Here is a 21574-nt window from a genome sequence, read left to right on the forward strand (position 1 = left end):
CGCTTTGTCCTATGGGACCATAGCTAAAGACCTGACTAGTTTTTTCAGTCAAAATGATGTTTTGACTGAAAAAACGTCGCAATCTCCAAAAAGATTTTTTGACAAAAAAAGAGAAGGAAAAATATTATGACAAAAAATGCTTATGCCCAATCTGGTGTTGATGTTGAAGCGGGTTATGAAGTTGTTGCACGTATCAAAAAACACGTGGCACGTACTGAACGTGCGGGTGTTATGGGAGCTCTCGGTGGCTTTGGAGGTATGTTCGACCTTACAAAAACTGGCGTGAAAGAACCTGTTTTGATTTCAGGGACTGATGGTGTGGGAACAAAACTCATGCTTGCCATCAAATACGATAAACACGATACAATCGGTCAAGACTGTGTTGCTATGTGTGTTAATGACATCATTGCAGCTGGTGCTGAACCACTTTATTTCCTAGATTACATTGCAACTGGTAAAAATGAACCTGCCAAACTTGAACAAGTCGTTGCGGGTGTAGCTGAAGGTTGCGTTCAATCTGGCGCAGCTCTTATCGGTGGTGAAACTGCTGAAATGCCTGGTATGTACGGTGAAGATGACTATGATTTGGCTGGTTTTGCAGTAGGTGTTGCTGAAAAATCACAAATCATTGATGGTTCAAAAGTTTCTGATGGTGATGTTCTTCTTGGCCTTGCTTCAAGTGGTATTCACTCAAATGGTTACTCACTTGTTCGTCGTGTTTTTGCTGACTACACAGGGGAAGAAGTTCTTCCAGAACTTGAAGGCAAAAAATTGAAAGAAGTACTTCTTGAACCAACACGTATCTATGTTAAAGCGGTACTTCCACTTATCAAAGAAGAATTGGTAAATGGTATTGCTCACATTACTGGTGGTGGTTTCATCGAAAATGTTCCACGTATGTTCGCTGATGACTTGGCTGCTGAAATCGAAGAAGACAAAATTCCTGTTCTTCCAATTTTCAAAGCACTTGAAAAATATGGCAACATCAAACACGAAGAAATGTTTGAAATCTTCAACATGGGTATTGGTTTGATGATGGCAGTTAGCCCAGATAAAGTTGAGCGCGTGAAAGAATTGCTTGACGAGCCAGTTTACGAACTTGGTCGTATCGTCAAAAAAGCTGATGCAAGTGTGGTGATTAAGTAATGAAAAAAATCGCAGTATTTGCGAGTGGTAATGGGTCAAATTTTCAAGTCATTGCGGAGCAATTTCCGGTTGAGTTTGTCTTTTCAGATCACCGAGATGCATATGTCTTAGAACGTGCAGAAAAACTCGGTGTGACAGCTCATGCTTTTGAGCTCAAAGAGTTTGATAGTAAAGTAGCTTACGAAGAGGCTATTATTGCTTTACTTGAAAAATATGACATTGATTTGGTTTGCTTGGCTGGCTATATGAAAATTGTTGGACCGACTTTGTTAAAAGCTTACGAAGGTCGAATCATTAATATTCATCCAGCTTATCTTCCTGAATTTCCAGGTGCTCATGGTATTGATGATGCTTGGGAAGCTGGCGTTGACCAGTCTGGCGTTACCATTCACTGGGTTGACAATGGCGTTGACACAGGGAAAGTGATTAAACAAGTTCGTGTGCCTCGATTGGCTGACGATACCATTGAAAGCTTTGAAGCTCGCATTCATGAAAATGAGTATAAGCTTTATCCTGAGGTTTTAGAGAGCTTGGGAGTTGAGAAAAAGTAATCTCATAACTTATGCTTTGTGATGACTTTAAATTTAAAAAATAGCAGTAACATCTTTTTAAAGGAGAAAAAATGACAAAACGTGCACTAATTAGTGTTTCTGACAAAGCGGGCATTGTTGAATTTGCTCAAGAATTGAAAAAACTTGGTTGGGATATTATCTCAACTGGTGGAACAAAAGTTGCGCTTGATAAAGCAGGTGTTGATACAATTGCGATTGATGATGTGACTGGTTTCCCAGAAATGATGGATGGTCGTGTGAAGACACTTCACCCAAATATCCACGGTGGTCTTTTGGCTCGTCGTGACCTTGACAGCCACCTTCAAGCTGCAAAAGACAATCATATTGAATTGATTGACCTTGTTGTGGTTAACCTTTACCCATTCAAAGAAACAATCTTGAAACCAGATGTCACTTATGCTGATGCAGTTGAAAACATTGATATCGGTGGTCCTTCAATGCTTCGTTCTGCGGCTAAAAACCACGCTAGCGTTACAGTTGTTGTTGACCCTGCTGATTACGCAGTTGTTTTGGATGAATTGTCAGCTAATGGCGAAACAAGCTTTGAAACTCGTCAACGTTTGGCAGCAAAAGTTTTCCGTCACACTGCAGCATACGATGCTTTGATTGCGGAATACTTTACAAAACAAGTTGGTGAAACAAAACCTGAAAAACTCACAATCACTTACGATTTGAAGCAACCAATGCGCTATGGTGAAAATCCACAACAAGATGCTGATTTCTACCAAAAAGCTTTGCCAACAGATTACTCAATTGCTTCTGCTAAACAATTGAACGGTAAAGAATTGTCATTTAACAACATTCGTGATGCTGATGCAGCTATCCGTATCATTCGTGATTTCAAAGACCGTCCAACTGTTGTTGCTCTTAAACACATGAACCCATGTGGTATCGGACAAGCTGATGACATTGAAACTGCTTGGGATTACGCTTATGAATCAGACCCAGTGTCAATCTTTGGTGGTATTGTTGTACTTAACCGTGAAGTTGACGCTGCAACAGCTAAGAAAATGCACGCTATCTTCCTTGAAATCATCATTGCTCCAAGTTATTCTGATGAAGCTCTTGAAATCTTGACAACTAAGAAGAAAAACATGCGTATTCTTCAATTGCCATTTGACGCTCAAGAAGCTAGCCAAGTTGAAAAAGAATACACTGGCGTTGTTGGTGGACTTTTGGTTCAAAACCAAGATGTTATCGAAGAAAATCCAGCAGATTGGAAAGTTGTCACAAAACGTCAACCAACTGAACAAGAAAAAGCTGCGCTTGAATTTGCTTGGAAATCAATCAAATACGTTAAATCTAACGGTATCATCGTAACAAATGACCACATGACACTTGGTGTTGGTCCTGGTCAAACAAACCGTGTAGCCTCAGTTCGTATTGCACTTGACCAAGCTAAAGACCGTCTTGACGGTGCTGTTCTTGCTAGTGATGCTTTCTTCCCATTTGCAGATAACGTTGAAGAAATTGCTGCTGCAGGTGTGAAAGCTATCATCCAACCTGGTGGTTCAGTTCGTGACCAAGAATCAATCGACATGGCTGATAAATACGGCATTGCCATGGTATTTACAGGTGTTCGTCACTTCCGTCATTAAGATTGACTAATTTTACTTCCTTTATTTAATATTTCACCGCAAGAGCATCTTGGCTGAAAGCTAAGGTGCTTTTGCTTTAAGTTTTTTATAAGTTATTCTTAAGTCTTGCTTAAGTAAGAACTCCTATACTAACAATAACTCCTAAATAAACTTTTTTTCATAATCCAATCCTATCCCAATCTAAATTGATTGGGATTTTTTATATTTAATGCAATTTTTCAAAACTTATCACGGGATTTTTATCTATTTCCGAACAAATGTGATATAATATATCTAGATAATTCGTAAAAAAATTTTGTTTTTGCGTGCTTTGTTGATAGTGGAGCGCTAGCTCCTATGATTGTTTTCTATTGAGGTATTTTTACTTATGAAACTTTTAGTTGTTGGCTCTGGCGGGCGTGAGCACGCTATTGCTAAGAAGTTGTTGGAATCTCCTCAAGTGAGTCAGGTTTTTGTAGCACCTGGTAACGATGGAATGACACTTGACGGACTTGATTTGGTAAATATCGGAATTTCCGAACATTCTAAACTGATTGATTTTGCAAAAGCAAATGACATTGCTTGGACATTTATCGGTCCTGATGATGCTTTGGCAGCAGGAATTGTTGATGATTTTAATGCAGCTGGCTTAAAAGCTTTTGGACCAAGTAAAGCTGCAGCAGAACTTGAATGGTCTAAAGACTTTGCTAAATCAATCATGGCTAAATACCTTGTTCCAACAGCGGCTTACAGCACCTTCTCAGATTTTGAACAAGCAAAGAGTTATATTGAAGAACATGGTGCACCGATTGTTGTCAAAGCAGACGGCTTGGCACTTGGTAAAGGTGTGGTTGTTGCTGAAACAGTTGAGCAAGCGGTAGAAGCTGCACATGAAATGTTACTTGATAATAAATTTGGTGATTCTGGTGCGCGCGTGGTTATCGAAGAATTTCTTGACGGTGAAGAGTTCTCATTGTTTGCTTTTGTCAATGGTGATAAATTCTACATCATGCCAACAGCACAAGACCACAAACGTGCTTTTGACGGTGATAAAGGTCCTAATACTGGTGGTATGGGAGCTTACGCACCAGTGCCACATTTGCCACAATCTGTAATTGACACTGCCGTTGAAACAATTGTTAAGCCAGTTCTTAACGGTATGATTGCTGAAGGTCGTCCATATCTTGGTGTTCTTTACGCTGGTCTTATTTTGACAGCTGATGGACCAAAAGTTATCGAGTTCAATTCACGTTTTGGTGACCCTGAAACACAAGTTATCTTGCCACGTTTGACATCTGATTTTGCACAAAATATGACTGATATTTTGGATGGAAAAGTTCCAAAAATTACATGGACAGATAAAGGTGTGACTCTTGGTGTAGTGGTTGCCTCAGAAGGTTATCCTGTTGCCTATGAAAAAGGTGTTCACCTTCCTGCAAAAACATCAGGTGATGTTATTACTTATTATGCGGGAGCAAAATTTGCTGAAGGTAATTCCCTTCTTTCAAATGGTGGACGTGTGTATATGCTAGTGACGACAGAAGATGATGTAAAATCAGCTCAAGATGTTATCTATGCAGAGCTTGCCAAACAAGATACAACAGGTCTTTTCTACCGTAACGATATTGGAAGTAAAGCTCTTGGACGCTAAACCTAAATGTATTTTAGTCAGTGCATGTCTCTTAGGTGAGAGATGTAAGTACAATGGCGGTCATAATTACAATCAAACTCTTGTTGATTATGTTGCTGACAAAGATGTAATAGCTATTTGTCCAGAAGTTTTAGCTGGGCTTCCTACACCACGAGAACCTGTTGAATTAGTAGACGGACACGTTCTCGATAAGATGGGAAATTGTTACGATGATTTGTTTGAAAAAGGAATTGAGCGTTGTGTCAATGAGATTTCTGGCAAACAAATTGACCTAGCAGTTTTACAATCACGCAGTCCGTCGTGTGGTGTTAATCAAATTTATGATGGAAACTTTTCTGGTAAAAAAGTGGCAGGTAGCGGACTTTTTACTCAAAAATTAAAGAAACTTGGTTATCTTGTTCTTGATGTTGAAGATATAAAACAATTGGAAGGAAAATAATGAAACCATTAATTTCAGTTATCATGGGTAGCAAATCAGATTGGGCTACCATGAAAAAAACAGCAGAAGTACTTGATGAATTTGGTGTGGCTTATGAAAAGAAAGTTGTTTCAGCTCATCGTACACCAGATTTGATGTTTAAACATGCCGAAGAAGCACGAGGTCGTGGTATCAAGGTGATTATTGCTGGTGCTGGTGGTGCTGCGCATTTACCTGGTATGGTCGCAGCAAAAACAACACTTCCAGTTATTGGTGTTCCTGTGAAATCACGTGCCCTTAGTGGACTTGATTCTCTTTATTCAATCGTTCAAATGCCTGGTGGCGTACCAGTTGCGACGATGGCGATTGGTGAATCAGGAGCTAAAAATGCAGCTTTGACAGCTCTTCGTATTTTGGCGATTGAAGATGCAGCTTTGGCAGAAAAACTAGAAAACTTTGCTATCGAACAAGGTAAGGTTGCGGAGGCATCAACAGATGAACTCGACTAAAACAATTGGTATTATCGGTGGTGGACAATTAGGTCAGATGATGGCTATTTCAGCTATTTATATGGGTCACAAGGTGGTTACCCTTGACCCGACAGCGGATTGCCCAGCATCACGTGTTAGTGATATGATTGTGGCACCGTACGATGATGTTGATGCGATGCGTGAATTGGCAGAGCGTTGCGATGTGCTTACTTATGAGTTCGAAAATGTCGATGCGGATGCCTTGGATGCTGTGGTTAAAGACAATCAATTGCCACAAGGAACTGACCTACTTCGCATTTCACAAAATCGTATCTTTGAGAAAAACTTTTTGTCTCAAAAAGCAGGTGTGAAAGTGGCACCTTATAAGGTTGTGACATCGAGCCTTGACCTTGAGAATATTGATTTATCTAAAAATTATGTTTTGAAAACAGCAACTGGTGGTTATGATGGTCACGGGCAAATCGTGATTAAGTCAGCAGATGATTTAGCTGACGCTAACAAATTAGCAAACTCTTGCGAGTGTGTTTTGGAAGAATTTGTGAATTTTGACCTTGAAATTTCTGTGATTGTATCTGGTAATGGCAAGGATATGACTGTTTTCCCAGTGCAAGAAAATATTCATCGTAATAACATTCTATCTAAGACAATCGTGCCAGCTCGCATTTCTGACGAACTTGCTAAAAAAGCACAAGCAATGGCTGTTCAAATTGCTGAAAAACTAGAATTGTCTGGAACACTATGTGTTGAAATGTTTGCGACATCTGATGACATTATTGTCAATGAAATCGCACCACGCCCTCACAATTCTGGACACTATTCAATCGAGGCTTGTGATTTTTCACAATTTGATACACATATTTTAGGAATTCTCGGTTTGCCTCTTCCTAAGATTCACTTGCACCAACCAGCTGTTATGCTTAATGTTCTTGGTCAACATATGGACAAAGCGCAAGCATATGTCAATGAAAATCCTAGCGCTCACCTCCACCTTTATGGTAAACTAGAGGCAAAACATAACCGCAAAATGGGACACATTACTTTGTTTAGTAATGACCCAGATGCCATTGCGGAAATGGGTGAAGGAATGGATTTCTAGGGAGTTATCTTGCCACATTCCATTGAATTGGCAAAGAAGATTTTAATTAAATGTGTTAGTTATTTTTTGATATATAACTTAAAAAAGGAAAGGAGCTAGGGTGTTAAACTTATTGGCTTAATACCCTTAATATCTTAAACATGATCGATCGTTATTCACGCCCTGAGATGGCGGCAATTTGGAGTGAAGAAAACAAATACAAAGCTTGGCTTGAAGTTGAAATTTTGGCTGACGAAGCTTGGGCTGAATTAGGAGAAATTCCTAAAGAAGATGTGGCTAAAATTCGTGCGAATGCAAGTTTTGACGTTGATCGTATTTTGGAAATTGAACAACAAACACGTCATGACGTTGTTGCCTTTACACGTGCGGTTTCTGAAAGTCTTGGACAAGAACGTAAATGGGTTCACTATGGTTTGACATCAACTGACGTTGTTGACACAGCTTACGGTTACCTTTACAAACAAGCTAATGAAATCATCCGTAAAGATTTGCATAATTTCCTTGAAATCATTGCTAACAAAGCTAAAGAACATAAATTTACAATCATGATGGGACGTACTCACGGTGTCCATGCTGAACCAACTACATTTGGTTTGAAATTGGCAACTTGGTACAGTGAAATGAAACGTAACATCGAACGTTTTGAACATGCTGCTGCTGGTGTTGAAGCAGGTAAAATCTCAGGTGCTGTTGGTAACTTCGCTAACATTCCACCGTTTGTCGAAGCTTATGTTTGTGAAAAACTTGGTATTCGTGCTCAAGAAATCTCAACACAAGTTCTTCCACGTGACCTTCATGCAGAATACTTTGCAGTTCTTGCAAGTATTGCAACATCAATCGAACGTATGGCAACTGAAATCCGTGGTCTTCAAAAATCTGAACAACGTGAAGTTGAAGAATACTTTGCTAAAGGTCAAAAAGGTAGCTCAGCTATGCCGCACAAACGTAACCCAATCGGTTCAGAAAATATGACAGGTCTTGCACGTGTTATCCGTGGTCACATGATTACAGCTTACGAAAATGTGTCACTTTGGCATGAACGTGACATTTCTCACTCATCTGCTGAACGTATCATTTCACCAGATACAACAATCCTTATCGATTATATGCTTAACCGTTTTGGAAACATTGTGAAAAACTTGACTGTTTTCCCAGAAAACATGATTCGCAACATGGGTTCTACATTTGGTCTTATCTTCAGTCAACGTGTAATGCTTAAATTAATCGAAAAAGGTATGACACGTGAACAAGCTTATGACCTTGTTCAACCTAAGACAGCTTATTCTTGGGATAATCAAGTTGACTTCAAACCACTTCTTGAAGCTGATGAAGAAGTCACTTCACGTTTGACACAAGACGAAATTGATGAATTGTTCAACCCATCATATTACACTAAACGTGTCGATGAAATCTTTGAACGTATCGGTTTAGGTGACTAATATAATAGAAAAATGTCTGAGATGTTTGTCTCAGGCGTTTTTTTATTAAATGTTTCATTAGAAAATTTGTTATTTTTAATGAAAATGTTTTGTTGCAAGAAAGCGTTATGTTAAAATATAAAATATACCAACTTTTTTTGTAGTAGGAGATAGAAGTGAAAAAATTTGGGAACAAAATTCGTATTTTGCGGGAGAAAAAGGGAATCTCACGTGAAGAATTCTGTGGGGACGAGACCGAATTATCCGTACGACAACTAGCACGAATTGAGCTAAATCAATCGATACCTAACCTAAGTAAAGCCCAATTCATTGCTAATCGCCTTGGCGTAAAACTCGGAACCCTGACAGACGGCGATAGCTTAGAATTACCAAAGCGGTATAAAGAGCTGAAGTATTTAATTTTGCGTACGCCAACGTATAAAGATGAAAAGCGTGTGAATTTAAGAGATTCTTATTTTGATGAGATTTACTCTGACTTTTACGATGACCTTCCTGAGGAGGAGCAATTAATCGTGGAGTGCATGCGCTCAAAAGCAGATGTCTTTTTAACTGATAATAGTAATTTAGCCACAAAGTTGTTAGAAGACTATTTTTATCAAACAAAATCAAAATCGCATTATTCGATTAATGATTTAATCATAATTGATTTATATATGGTTTGTGCAAATGCTTCAAATTATGAATATTTTATGTTTGATAAAGATGAATTTATTGGTATAGCTAAGAATCTATTAGAACAAGAAAATCACTTTTCGCTAGCAGAAATTTTTGTCTTAAATAATATTTTATTTGGTAGTTTGAGCTTGTTGGTTGATTTAAAAATGTGGGACGAAGTGGAATTGACTTTAGATGTTTTAAAAGGAATTATGGCTAAAATTCAAGATTTTCATAAGAAGCCAGTTTTGAATATGATTGAGTGGAAGTATATTTTGGAACGTTTTGGTCAAACAGAAAAGGCTCAAAAATTATATGAAGAGGCAGTGTTATATGCAAATTTGATAGGTGATGTTTATTTAGCTAATAAAATAACAGAAGAATGGATAAAAGATACAACAGCATGACATTTTTGTCATGTTGTTTTTTCTTAAAACCTTTTACAATAATATTAGAAATTGGGAAAGGAGAGAGGAAGTTAATAATGAAGGTATTTTCAATTCTTTTAACAGGTTGGTGGCTTGGGTAAGGCGTTAAAACAATTCACTGATGGTCTTTGTTTTGGTATAATAAGGCTATGAGCAGAATTTTAGACAATGATATTATGGGTGATGAAGAGTTTGTGGAACGTACGCTTCGTCCTCAGTATTTAAAAGAATATATTGGACAGGATAAGGTAAAAAATCAGCTGAAAATTTTTATTGAAGCTGCTAAATTACGAGATGAGTCATTGGACCATGTGCTGTTGTTTGGCCCTCCGGGGTTAGGTAAGACGACAATGGCATTTGTGATTGCTAATGAATTAGGGGTGAATTTAAAACAAACATCTGGACCGGCTATTGAAAAGGCTGGTGATTTGGTTGCGATTCTGAATGACTTAGAACCAGGTGATGTGTTGTTTATTGATGAAATTCACCGCATGCCAATGGCAGTAGAAGAGGTGCTTTATAGCGCTATGGAAGATTTCTATATTGATATTATGATTGGTAATGGTGAGACTAGTCGTAGTGTCCATTTAGAATTGCCGCCTTTTACTTTGATTGGTGCGACAACGCGTGCAGGGATGCTTTCAAATCCATTGCGTGCACGTTTTGGTATCACTGGTCACATGGAATATTATGCTGTTGAAGATTTGACAGAAATTGTAGAACGTACGGCTGATATTTTTGAGATGGAAATTGTCCATGAAGCCGCACAAGAATTAGCGCGACGCAGTCGTGGAACGCCACGTATCGCTAACCGTTTGTTGAAACGTGTGCGTGATTATGCCCAAATCATGGGCGATGGTATCATCACAAAAGACATTACAGATAAAGCGTTGACGATGCTTGATGTTGATCACGAGGGGCTTGATTATATTGACCAAAAAATCTTGCGCACGATGATTGAAGTTTATAACGGTGGACCTGTTGGTTTAGGGACTCTTTCTGTTAACATCGCAGAAGAACGTGATACGGTCGAAGATATGTATGAACCCTATTTGATTCAAAAAGGATTTATCATGCGTACCAGAACTGGGCGCGTGGCAACTGCTAAGGCATATGAACATTTAGGATATCCTTATATAGAAAAATAAAAAACATGCTTAAGCTTTATTTAAGCATGTTTTCTTATACTATAAACAATCCTAAAACTTTTCTTTTTCATAATCTCCAGAAGGGGCTTCGTTAATGAAGTCCCTTCATTTTGTTTAAGCTTTCTAAAAGAAATTTTTTAGTCTCTCTTAAGTAAGGCAAACTATACTAAAGATACTCCTAAATAAACTTTTTTCATACCCCAAGAAATCCTAATCTATTTAGATTGGGATTTTTTTCTACCAATAAAATAAGTGAAAATATAGCAGAAATTCCTGTGAGGAAATGACCAAAAGGAATGATTTGTGCCTATTAATACCATTAAGGTACCACTAATTTTCCTTCAACTTGTCCATTTATTTTATAAGGACGAAAAAATTGTATAGAAAAGTAAGGAATTTGAAAATCAAATAGCCGCAGATTCTGAAATAGCGTATTCCTCTCTAACATTTCCTAACTCTACAATGAAAAGATAATTTTGGCAGGGGGAAATAGGATGGAATTTGGTATAATGAGAAGAGGTAAATTCCTCAATAGATTGAGGAAGAGTACACTTCCGCTTTTGCGAATAGAATAAGTAAGTCTCTACTTTGGTATATAATTATAAAATACATGAGGTAGAGTCATGTAATAAGGAAAGTAGAAAATTATGGAAGTTTTTGTTATGATTAATACTAGTAACTATATGGAAGGTGATGAGATATGAAAATATTTAATCTAGGCCCAATTAAAGAAGGAGAAGTAAAATTCAATGATATGATTATTATCTGGGGGATGAATAACTCAGGTAAGACAATGTTGACCTATCTTCTATATGCAATTCAAGAGGAATTTAGAAAATATCTATTTAAGTTTTCTAATACCCATATTGATGGAGTATACTATTATGAAATAATTAATTCAGGTAAAAAAATAACGATTAGTATGGATGAAATTTATAGTTTGTATAATGATTTTCAAAAATATTTTGAAGATAAGGCACAAACGATATTATCAGAATATTTTTCAATAGATCAGTCATACTTTTCAAATTTTTCAATAAAATTTGATGAAAACGAAATATATAATGCTATACCGATAAAGCGAAAAAAGTCAAGAGGATTTCATAGGCAAAGAGTAGAAGGACAAATTGTGCAAAGTACCTTTGAATTAGCTAAATCGAATGCGGGATATGAGTTTAGACTTCTTAAACAAAATACAGATATTGAGTTTATGGATGAAGAAGACCATACCCCTTCAAAAAAAACTTTAAATTTTTCTTTAGAATCATTTGATAATTACTTATCTGGCTTTTTTAAATTTATGACTAATAGGGCTAAAAATATTTATTTTCCAGCTGAACGTATTGGTATTAACCAGTTTAGGGAGGAACTTAACTCCTATAGGGCACCTGATAATGATTTTTTGATAAGTAAATCAACAAGAACAAGCAATCATCCGAAACCAATAGAAGACTATATAAATCTAATGTTTGGCATTGAGTATCGAGATAAAAGTGAACGCTATATGGAAGAACTATCGGATCTGATTGATGGCGAGTTTATTTATAATGAAGATACTGATGATTTTGAGTATAAGAATAAACTAATGCCAAAAAGTGTTCCGTTTAAAGTGATATCTTCCTCGTTAAAATCTTTATTTGGTATTGAGGAATACTTACGTAGGACTAAGATGTTAAATTCAAGTTCAATAATTATTGATGAACCAGAAATGAATCTTCATCCAACAAAACAAGTAGAGATAATTGATTTTTTCACAAAATTAATTATGGACAATGGAATATCTATGATATTGTCTACACATAGTAGCTATATTACCAGGAAGCTATTAAATTTACTAATAGAGAATGAAAATTTTCCAGAACAATCTAAAAGTATTTCCAAAGAAAATGTCAATATTTACGAAATAAAAGAAGGAAAGATTAAGCAAATTGATCTAATAGAAAGTCAAGATTTTATAGAGAATTTCGACACGGTTTCCTTAGCATTAGATGAGGAGTACTATAAGTTAATAGGTGTTGAGGAATAGGTATGACAGTGCTATCAAATTTCAAAGATTCATTTAATGAGGAATATATCGAAATAATTGATAAAAATTATACCCCAAGAATGTTAACATTTACTGAAGATGGAGATTTAACCAAGTACAAATATTCCATAAAACTTGACACTGGTTTTTCTCAAGGAATTCGATTTAGAATGGATAAATTTTTACGTGAAGGTAGTGCTTATATAAAACAAAAATTTTGTAAAGATTGTGATGATGTTCTGATTGATACAAGTAATAAAGTAATCTATTTGATAGAAATAAAGAAAGAAAAAGCATTTACAACTTGTACTGCAAAAGAGTTTCAAAGAAAAGAAAAGGATACACTATTTTTTATAAAATATTTATTTTGGCTATCACAGTCATTAGATGAATTCGATGAATATAATAAGGTTTGTATTAGATGGAAATATAAAAATATACGTCAACCTGATAGGAACTCTAAAAGTAGAATGAGAAACTATCGAAATCCATATAAGAAATATCAGGATTCGCAATATGAGACATATAAGGTAGATGGAGCTAGTACTATTTTTTTAGATGCTATGTTTAATGATTATGAGTTGATTTCTTAATTTGTAGAGGGAAACACAAAAATCCTAATCTATTTTAGATTGGGATTTTTTGTGCAACGATTTTAGAGATAAAAAAGGAAGAGCCCCGCAAGCGGAGCCCTCTCAGGAGATTATGAAAAAGAAAAGTTTTAGGATTGTTTATATTGTATGCAGTCAGGCTTAATTTTTTCTTAAAGTCGACAGATAAGGGAATTTGCATGTGATAAGGTACTATTTTTTGTTATAATGGTAGATGAAGTTTTTAAGCAAGATGCTGATAACTCGTAGGAGAAAAAATGAAAAAAATCTGTTTTGTTTGCCTAGGAAATATTTGTCGAAGTCCAATGGCAGAATTCGTGATGAAAGATTTGATAAGTGATGAACTTCTGCTTATCGAGAGTCGTGCAACATCAAGTTGGGAGCATGGTAATCCTATTCATCATGGCACACAAGAAATTTTTAAAAAGCATCAGATTGCTTATGATAATCACAAGTCATCCCAACAGATTTCATATCAAGACTTTTGTGACTTTGATGTTATTATTGGTATGGATGCCAATAATGTGGCAGATTTAAAACAAATGTCACGTGGTAGATTTGATGATAAAGTCTTTCTTTTTGTGGATGGTGGAGTACCTGATCCATGGTATACAGGTGATTTTGATACTACTTATGATTTGGTTAAGCGTGGTTGTGAACAGTGGCTAGCGCGACTAAGAAATTCTTAAAGAGAAGTTGAGTAAAATGAAAAAAATCAAATTAACCAGAGGTCGCCTCGAGCTTCTGACGGTTTTAATTCTTATTGTTTGTGGTTTATCGGTTTTTGCATTAACGATAAAATCAAAAACGACATTGACATACGATAATGGTAAAATTACCTACACAGGTTATGTGGTTAATCATCGTATGAATGGTCAAGGTAAGTTGACATATGAGAACGGTGATATCTATGAAGGTGACTTTGTGGATGGTGTTTTTGAAGGGCAAGGCGTCTTTACGTCGCATTCTGGTTGGATTTATAAAGGTGAGTTCAAAAATGGTCAACCAGATGGCGAAGGTGTTTTGACTGCACAAAATGGTAAGGTATATACAGGAACCTTTAAACAGGGGATTTTTCAAAAATGAGAATAAAATGGTTTTCAATGGTTAGGGTGACAGGACTTTTGTTGGTTCTGTTCTACCATTTCTTTAAAACGGCTTTTCCAGGCGGTTTTATTGGTGTTGACATTTTCTTTACTTTTTCAGGGTATTTGATTACAGCATTGCTGATTGATGAGTATTCACGAAGTAAGAAAATTGATCTTTTAGGATTTTACAAGAGACGTTTTTACCGTATCGTTCCGCCATTAATTTTAATGATTTTGATTGTCATGCCGTTTACTTACTTAGTCCGTAGAGATTATGTGGCAAGTATTGGTAGTCAAGTGGCTGCGGCGATAGGTTTCACGACAAACTTTTATGAAATCATTACAGGTGGTAATTACGAAACACAATTTATCCCTCATCTCTTTGTTCATACATGGAGTTTGGCAATTGAGATGCATTTTTATCTAATTTGGGGATTTTTAGTTTGGTTACTAGGAAGACGTCAGGATAGTTTAGCAAAATTCCGTAGTTTGATTTTTGGACTTTCTTTGGTATTTTTTGCAGGAAGTTTTCTATCCATGTTCGTCCGAGCATTTTTTGTTGATAATGTGTCAACAATTTACTTCTCATCTCTAACACACAGTTTCCCATTCTTCTTGGGGGCAATGGCTGCGACAATGACAGGGATTAAAGAGACGACTGTTCGCTTTAAAAAGAATGTCCGATTGTGGTCTACAAAACGTAGCATTTTGACAATGCTAGTGAGCGCAGCTCTGTTAGTGCTGTTGATGTTCATATTGAAGTTTGATCAACGTATCACCTATTTATTTGGATTTGTTTTGGCAAGCTTATTTGCTACGGTGATGATTTATGCGGCGCGTATTTTGAACGACCAAACTCCAAATGCTAAAGAGCCTGCCATTATCAATTATCTAGCAGACGTTAGTTATGGTGTTTATTTATTCCACTGGCCGTTTTACATTATCTTTACTCAGTTGATGTCAAATGGTTTTGTTGTCTTGCTAACAGTTATTCTTTCATTGGTATTTTCAACCTTGTCTTACTATGTTGTTGAACCATTCCTTGCTGGAAAAGCACCGAAATTGTTTGGTAAACCACTAGACTTAGAACCTTACAAGAAATGGATTTTAGGTGGTTCGGCAGCATTAGCTGTGGTGACGCTTGTGACAGTTATGACGGCACCTGCGGTAGGAAAATTTGAGACAAGTCTTTTAGTTAGTTCGCTTCAACAATCTCAAGTGAATTTAAATCGTACTCATACGGTAGCGGCAGGAGATGCGGGAGCGTTGAGTGATGTCACTGTTATTGGAGATTCTGTTGCTCTTCGTTCAAGTGCGTCGTTTGCGACATTGCTTCCGAATGCGCAGTTAGATGCGGCGGTTAGTCGAAGTTTTGATAATGCTTTTGAAATTTTCCAAAATGAAATTTCTAGCGGCACTCTTTCTAAAACGACAGTTCTTGCGATCGGTGTAAACTCACTAGATCATTATCAAGAAGATATTCAACAATTTATTGATGCTTTGCCAGATGGCTATCGTTTAGTTATTGTTACGCCGTACAATGCTGGTGATGAAGCGAAAGTTAAAGAGGCGCGTGATTATGAATTGAGCTTAGCGAAGTCTTATAGTTACATTACGGTTGCTGATTGGTATAAAGCAGCGACGAATCATCCTGAAATTTGGAATGGCACTGATGGTGTTCACTACAGCGATGCCAATACAAAAGGAGCTAATCTTTACGTTAAGACAATTCAACAGGCCATTGATAAATCAGCTAAAAAGTCTGCAAAAGGTGAATCGGATAATTAATACAGAAAAGTCAACTTCGGTTGGCTTTTTTATGTTAGAAACTGTCAATCTATGTAAGAAAATATGACGTCAAAAATATATCAAAAATCCCTTTACATCAACGTTTGATAGCGTTATAATACATGTGACATAAAACGTGAGAAAAGGGGTAAAACAAGTGGCTGAGTTGTTCTATGATGTTTTGGCGAGTGTCTGGATTTCAATTGCGGGCGTAGATTCACGCTGGGGTAAATAATAAGTTGTAACAGCACCGAAAGGGTGCTTTTTTTAATAAATAGCGTAAAACTGTATAAATTTTCTGATAATTGTGATACAATTGGTGCAAGACTATCTAAAAATGAGGAATTTGCGATGACGTTAATTTACCAATCAACTCGTGACGAAAATAACAAAGTAACTGCTAGCCAAGCTATTTTACAAGGATTGGCAACTGACGGCGGTTTGTTTACCCCTGTGTCAATTCCAAAAGTAGCTTTAGATTTTAATGCTTTAAAGGATGCTTCATACCAAGAAGTAGCAAAATTGGTCTTGTCAGCTTTTTTGGATGATTTTACTGAAGAGGAGTTAGAATACTGTATCAACTCAGCTTACGATGAAAAATTTGATACTCCAGCGATTGCTCCAGTGGTGAAATTGGGTGACCAATATAATCTTGAACTTTTCCATGGTTCAACGATTGCCTTTAAGGATATGGCTTTGTCGATTTTGCCTTACCTTTTGACAACATCAGCTAAGAAACAAGGTGTTGACAATAGAATTGTAATTTTGACAGCGACATCGGGTGACACTGGTAAAGCTGCTATGGCTGGCTTTGCAGATGTTCCAGGAACTGAAATCATTGTCTTTTATCCTAAAGACGGTGTCAGCAAAATTCAAGAACTTCAAATGACAACTCAAACTGGTAATAATACGCATGTTGTTGCAATTACTGGTAATTTTGATGATGCTCAAACGGATGTCAAACGTATGTTTAATGATGTGGCTTTGCGTGAAAAATTGCTTGCCCACAAAACCCAATTTTCGTCAGCTAACTCAATGAATGTTGGTCGCTTGGTGCCTCAAGTTGTTTATTACGTTTATGCTTATGCTCAACTTGTCAAAACTGGTCATATTAAAGTTGGTGACAAAGTTAATATTACAGTTCCAACTGGAAACTTCGGTAACATTTTAGCAGCTTACTATGCTAGTCAAATTGGTGTTCCAGTAGGTAAATTAATCTGTGCATCGAACGAAAATAAAGTGTTGACTGATTTCTTTACAACAGGGACTTATGATAAAAAACGTGACTTTAAAGTAACAACAAGTCCTTCAATGGATATCTTGGTATCTTCTAACCTAGAGCGTTTGATTTTCCACCTTTTGGGTAATGATGCTGCTAAGACAAAAGAACTGATGGAAAAACTGACTACAGAAGGTGAATATACACTTCCAGAAGTCAATCAAGAAATTCTTGATATGTTTGAAGCTGGATATGCAACAGAAGCTGAAACATCGGCTGAGATTAAGCGTGTTTACGATGCTTCTGACTATGTTGAAGATCCTCATACGGCAGTTGCATCAGCTGTTTATAAAAAATATGTTGAACGTACAGGAGATCACACGCCGACGGTTATTGCCTCAACAGCTAGTCCATATAAATTCCCACGTGTGGCAGTTGAAGCAGTGAGTGGAAAAGCTCCAGCAGACGATTTTGCTGCAGTAAAGGAACTTGAAAAATTATCAGGTGTCGTTATTCCGAAAGCTGTCGATGGACTTGAAACAGCTGAAGTTCGACATAAGACAGTTGTTGCGACAAGTGATATGCAAAAAGCTGTCGAAGATTATTTGGGACTTTAAAAAGTAGAAGCTGAGACTGGTTCTCGGCTTTTCTTTTTGTTACGATAGAGATATGAAACAAACAAAGAAAATTATGCGTCTGGCTTTTCCAGCGATGATGGAAAATTTGCTGCAGATGCTCATGGGTGTTGTCGATAATTACCTTGTTGCGCAAGTCGGCTTAATTGCTGTTTCAGGGGTATCTGTGGCCAATAACATTATTACAATTTATCAAGCGATTTTTATTGCTCTTGGTGCAGCGGTGTCTAGTTTGGTGTCTAAAAGTGTTGGTGAAAAGAATCCTCAAAAGTCACTGCATTATCAGTCGGAGTCCTTACTTATTACTTTAGGCTTGAGTGTCCTTCTCGGCTTGATTTCAATAGTATTTGGTAAGTACATTTTAGCTTGGTTGGGGACTGAAGCGGCTGTTACACAGGCAGGAGGTTTGTATCTTGCTATTGTAGGTGGTTTGATTGTTAGTCTAGGACTTATGACAACTCTGAGTGCTTTTTTGAGAGCACTTGGAAAACCACAATTACCTATGTACGTGAGCCTGCTAACCAATGTTTTAAATGCAGTCTTATCGGCTGTAGCGATATTTATTTTTCATTGGGGAATTGTTGGGGTAGCATGCTCAACGGTAATTTCTCGCCTTCTTGGAGTCGTAATGCTAGCTAGTCAATTGCCAATTAAAAAGATTGTTAAAAACATTAGGTGGACACTTGATCGGAATTTAGTTAGCATAGCCTTGCCAGCTGCAGGTGAACGTTTAATGATGCGAGCTGGTGATGTTGTTATTGTAGCTATTATTGTTAAATTTGGTACAGAGGTTGTAGCGGGAAATGCTATTGGTGAAACCTTGACTCAGTTTAACTATATGCCAGGAATGGGTGTAGCCACAGCGACAGTTATTTTGGTTGCTCATAGTCTTGGGCAAAAAAATAAACAAGAAATCCGTCAGTTGGTACGAGATTCTTATCTTGTGTCAGTTGTGCTTATGTTTGCTGTAGGAGCGGTGGTATATTTTTCAGGTAATCAGCTAACTCATCTCTTTACGACAAATGAAGCTGCTTTAGAAGCGAGTCTTGTGGTCTTATTTTACTCATTTATTGGCGGACCAGCAACTGCTGGAACTCTCATATTTACAGCAACTTGGCAAGGATTAGGAAATGCAAAGTTACCTTTTTATGCAACAACCGTCGGTATGTGGGTGATTCGAATTGTAACTGGATATGTTCTAGGAATTGTTTTGCATTTTGGGCTAACAGGAGTTTGGCTTGCTACGGTGGCAGATAATGTTTTTCGTTGGATATTCTTATACATTCTTTACAGAAAATACATGAAAAAAATCTAAAACTCTACTATTAAATAGCGTAAATTATGACCAGATATTTATCTGGTCTTTTTTGTGTAAGAAAACTGAAAACAGTTTCTTCTAAAAAATCGAAAAAAAGGGAGCAAAATCCTTGCAATGCACTGTTAAATCTGATATTATAGACAAGTGCTGTTGATACAGTGACTTTAGCTATGATACAAGAGGTTGCGACACGCTCGGTTGCATTGCCACGCAAAAGGCGTGTTGGTTTTCTTGAGGAGCTAGCCTATTATCTTAAATAGACGAAAAGGAGAAAAAGATGGCAAACAAAAAAATCCGTATCCGTTTGAAAGCATACGAACATCGTACACTTGATACAGCGGCAGAAAAAATTGTTGAAACTGCAACACGTACAGGTGCTTCAGTAGCTGGACCAGTTCCACTTCCAACTGAACGTAGCTTGTACACAATTATTCGTGCGACTCACAAATACAAAGATTCTCGCGAACAATTTGAAATGCGTACTCACAAACGCTTGATCGATATCGTCAACCCAACACAAAAAACTGTTGATGCTTTGATGAAATTGGATCTTCCAAGTGGTGTTAACGTAGAAATCAAACTTTAATAAGGATTTGATTCTTGAGCACAAAAAACGCTCGTTAAAAACTTTTTTGAGCATAAAAAACGCTCATTAAAAACTTTTTAAATAAATAAAGTAAAGGAAATATTTTCTCATGACAAAAGGAATCTTAGGGAAAAAAGTGGGAATGACTCAAATCTTCACTGAATCTGGTGAATTCATCCCTGTTACTGTCATCGAAGCAACTCCAAACGTTGTGCTTCAAGTGAAAACTGTTGAAACAGACGGTTATGAAGCTGTTCAAGTTGGTTTTGACGACAAACGTGAAGTATTGAGCAACAAACCTGCCAAAGGCCATGTAGCGAAAGCTAACACAGCTCCTAAGCGCTTCATTCGTGAATTCAAAAACATTGAAGGCTTAGAAGTTGGTCAAGAAATCACAGTTGATACATTCGAAGCTGGAGATGTTGTTGATGTAACTGGTACATCTAAAGGTAAAGGTTTCCAAGGTGTTATCAAACGCCATGGTCAAGCTCGTGGACCAATGGCTCACGGTTCTCGTTATCACCGTCGTCCAGGTTCTATGGGACCTGTTGCGCCTAACCGTGTTTTCAAAAACAAACACTTGGCAGGACGTATGGGTGGTAACCGTGTGACAATCCAAAACCTTGAAGTTGTCCAAGTTATCCCAGAGAAAAACGTTATCCTTATCAAAGGTAACGTACCAGGTGCTAAGAAATCTCTTATCACTATCAAATCAGCAGTTAAGGCTGCTAAATAATAAGAAAGGAGAAAACAGTTAAAATGGCAAACGTAAAACTATTTGACCAAACTGGTAAAGAAGTTAGCTCAGTTGAATTGAACGACGCTATCTTCGGTATCGAACCAAACGAATCAGTAGTGTTTGATGTTGTTATCAGCCAACGCGCTAGCCTTCGCCAAGGTACTCACGCAGTTAAAAACCGCTCTGCAGTATCTGGTGGTGGTCGTAAACCATGGCGTCAAAAAGGAACTGGACGCGCTCGTCAAGGTTCTATCCGCTCACCACAATGGCGTGGTGGTGGTGTAGTCTTCGGACCAACTCCACGTTCATACGGATACAAACTTCCACAAAAAGTTCGTCGCCTTGCATTGAAATCAGTTTACTCAGCTAAAGTTGCTGAAGAAAAATTTGTAGCTGTAGAAAGCCTTTCATTTGCAGCTCCAAAAACTGCTGAATTCGCAAACGTACTTTCAGCTCTTAACGTTGACTCAAAAGTACTTGTAATCCTTGAAGAAGGTAATGAATTTGCAGCTCTTTCTGCACGTAACCTTCCAAACGTTAAAGTTGCAACTGCAACAACTGCAAGTGTTCTTGATATCGTAAACAGCGACAAACTTCTTGTTACTAAAGAAGCAATCTCTACAATCGAGGAGGTTCTTGCATAATGAATTTGTACGACGTAATCAAAAAACCAGTTATCACTGAAAAATCAATGTACGACCTCGAAGCAGGTAAATATACATTTGAAGTTGACTCTCGTGCGCACAAACTTTTGATCAAACAAGCTGTTGAAGCTGCTTTTGATGGAGTTAAAGTTGCAAACGTGAACACTGTAACTGTTAAACCAAAAGCTAAACGTGTTGGTCGTTACACTGGTTTCACTTCAAAAACTAAAAAAGCTATCATCACTCTTACAGCTGATTCTAAAGCAATCGAGTTGTTTGCAGCTGAAGCTGAATAATCTA

At 37.2% G+C, this 21574-nt stretch carries 21 protein-coding genes; all 21 read left to right on the forward strand.

Translation table 11 applies throughout. The features are described from left to right. Window positions 1-126 precede the first annotated feature (126 nt). Window positions 127-1146, forward strand: a complete 1020-nt coding sequence (purM, locus tag ACN0NP_RS04985) for a phosphoribosylformylglycinamidine cyclo-ligase (RefSeq protein WP_033152113.1) — start codon at window positions 127-129, stop codon at window positions 1144-1146. Then, the gene (gene purN, locus ACN0NP_RS04990; protein WP_039691858.1) at window positions 1146-1697 is read left to right on the forward strand and encodes a phosphoribosylglycinamide formyltransferase; all 552 of its coding nucleotides are present in this window, start codon (window positions 1146-1148) and stop codon (window positions 1695-1697) included. Before purM ends, purN begins: the two co-directional genes overlap by 1 nt. A 71-nt stretch (window positions 1698-1768) precedes the next feature. Continuing rightward, on the forward strand, window positions 1769-3316 hold the full coding sequence (purH, locus tag ACN0NP_RS04995; protein ID WP_423215111.1) for a bifunctional phosphoribosylaminoimidazolecarboxamide formyltransferase/IMP cyclohydrolase: 1548 nt from the start codon (window positions 1769-1771) through the stop codon (window positions 3314-3316). Between the two features lie 367 nt (window positions 3317-3683). Further along, window positions 3684-4946: a phosphoribosylamine--glycine ligase gene (gene purD / locus ACN0NP_RS05000; RefSeq protein ID WP_423216897.1), complete on the forward strand. Its 1263-nt coding sequence runs from the start codon at window positions 3684-3686 to the stop codon at window positions 4944-4946. Next, complete coding sequence (locus tag ACN0NP_RS05005; protein WP_027968249.1) at window positions 4936-5385, forward strand: DUF523 domain-containing protein; 450 nt, start codon at window positions 4936-4938, stop codon at window positions 5383-5385. The genes purD and ACN0NP_RS05005 overlap by 11 nt, the downstream gene beginning before the upstream one ends. Next, window positions 5385-5873: a 5-(carboxyamino)imidazole ribonucleotide mutase gene (gene purE, locus ACN0NP_RS05010; RefSeq protein ID WP_021141395.1), complete on the forward strand. Its 489-nt coding sequence runs from the start codon at window positions 5385-5387 to the stop codon at window positions 5871-5873. Before ACN0NP_RS05005 ends, purE begins: the two co-directional genes overlap by 1 nt. Then, window positions 5860-6951, forward strand: a complete 1092-nt coding sequence (gene purK / locus ACN0NP_RS05015) for a 5-(carboxyamino)imidazole ribonucleotide synthase (RefSeq protein WP_074534150.1) — start codon at window positions 5860-5862, stop codon at window positions 6949-6951. Before purE ends, purK begins: the two co-directional genes overlap by 14 nt. 140 nt (window positions 6952-7091) lie before the next feature. Next, a complete protein-coding gene (gene purB, locus ACN0NP_RS05020; protein ID WP_024344772.1) occupies window positions 7092-8390 on the forward strand; it encodes an adenylosuccinate lyase in 1299 nt (432 codons plus the stop codon). A gap of 155 nt (window positions 8391-8545) precedes the next feature. Next, window positions 8546-9451, forward strand: coding sequence for a helix-turn-helix domain-containing protein (locus ACN0NP_RS05025; RefSeq protein ID WP_021141398.1), 906 nt, complete (start codon window positions 8546-8548; stop codon window positions 9449-9451). A 170-nt stretch (window positions 9452-9621) separates the two neighbouring features. After that, window positions 9622-10620: a Holliday junction branch migration DNA helicase RuvB gene (gene ruvB / locus ACN0NP_RS05030; protein WP_021141399.1), complete on the forward strand. Its 999-nt coding sequence runs from the start codon at window positions 9622-9624 to the stop codon at window positions 10618-10620. 700 nt (window positions 10621-11320) lie between these two features. Then, window positions 11321-12646, forward strand: a complete 1326-nt coding sequence (locus ACN0NP_RS05035; RefSeq protein ID WP_423216898.1) for an AAA family ATPase — start codon at window positions 11321-11323, stop codon at window positions 12644-12646. Window positions 12647-12648: 2 nt separating this feature from the next. Further along, window positions 12649-13239: a hypothetical protein gene (locus tag ACN0NP_RS05040; protein ID WP_423216899.1), complete on the forward strand. Its 591-nt coding sequence runs from the start codon at window positions 12649-12651 to the stop codon at window positions 13237-13239. A gap of 275 nt (window positions 13240-13514) precedes the next feature. Further along, complete coding sequence (locus tag ACN0NP_RS05045) at window positions 13515-13946, forward strand: low molecular weight protein-tyrosine-phosphatase (RefSeq protein ID WP_423216900.1); 432 nt, start codon at window positions 13515-13517, stop codon at window positions 13944-13946. A 16-nt stretch (window positions 13947-13962) separates the two neighbouring features. Continuing rightward, window positions 13963-14343 (forward strand): MORN repeat-containing protein, encoded by a 381-nt coding sequence (locus ACN0NP_RS05050; RefSeq protein WP_021141401.1) that lies wholly within the window; start codon window positions 13963-13965, stop codon window positions 14341-14343. Further along, complete coding sequence (locus tag ACN0NP_RS05055; protein WP_423216901.1) at window positions 14340-16133, forward strand: acyltransferase family protein; 1794 nt, start codon at window positions 14340-14342, stop codon at window positions 16131-16133. Before ACN0NP_RS05050 ends, ACN0NP_RS05055 begins: the two co-directional genes overlap by 4 nt. Before the next feature lie 351 nt (window positions 16134-16484). Beyond that, the gene (gene thrC, locus ACN0NP_RS05060; RefSeq protein WP_423216902.1) at window positions 16485-17969 is read left to right on the forward strand and encodes a threonine synthase; all 1485 of its coding nucleotides are present in this window, start codon (window positions 16485-16487) and stop codon (window positions 17967-17969) included. Window positions 17970-18021: 52 nt separating this feature from the next. Beyond that, window positions 18022-19302 carry an MATE family efflux transporter gene (locus ACN0NP_RS05065; protein WP_423216903.1) on the forward strand — a complete coding sequence of 427 codons (1281 nt, stop codon included), beginning with the start codon at window positions 18022-18024 and terminating at the stop codon, window positions 19300-19302. 280 nt (window positions 19303-19582) lie between these two features. Next, window positions 19583-19891, forward strand: a complete 309-nt coding sequence (gene rpsJ, locus ACN0NP_RS05070) for a 30S ribosomal protein S10 (protein WP_003067229.1) — start codon at window positions 19583-19585, stop codon at window positions 19889-19891. 109 nt (window positions 19892-20000) lie between these two features. Further along, entirely contained in the window at window positions 20001-20627 is a 627-nt protein-coding gene (gene rplC, locus ACN0NP_RS05075) for a 50S ribosomal protein L3 (RefSeq protein WP_003067226.1), read from the forward strand. A 23-nt stretch (window positions 20628-20650) separates the two neighbouring features. Next, window positions 20651-21274, forward strand: coding sequence for a 50S ribosomal protein L4 (gene rplD, locus ACN0NP_RS05080; RefSeq protein WP_003067225.1), 624 nt, complete (start codon window positions 20651-20653; stop codon window positions 21272-21274). After that, window positions 21274-21570: a 50S ribosomal protein L23 gene (locus ACN0NP_RS05085; protein WP_003062842.1), complete on the forward strand. Its 297-nt coding sequence runs from the start codon at window positions 21274-21276 to the stop codon at window positions 21568-21570. The genes rplD and ACN0NP_RS05085 overlap by 1 nt, the downstream gene beginning before the upstream one ends. Window positions 21571-21574: the final 4 nt, after the last annotated feature.

It is taken from the genome of Streptococcus equinus (assembly GCF_049393805.1).
GTDB lineage: Bacteria > Bacillota > Bacilli > Lactobacillales > Streptococcaceae > Streptococcus > Streptococcus equinus.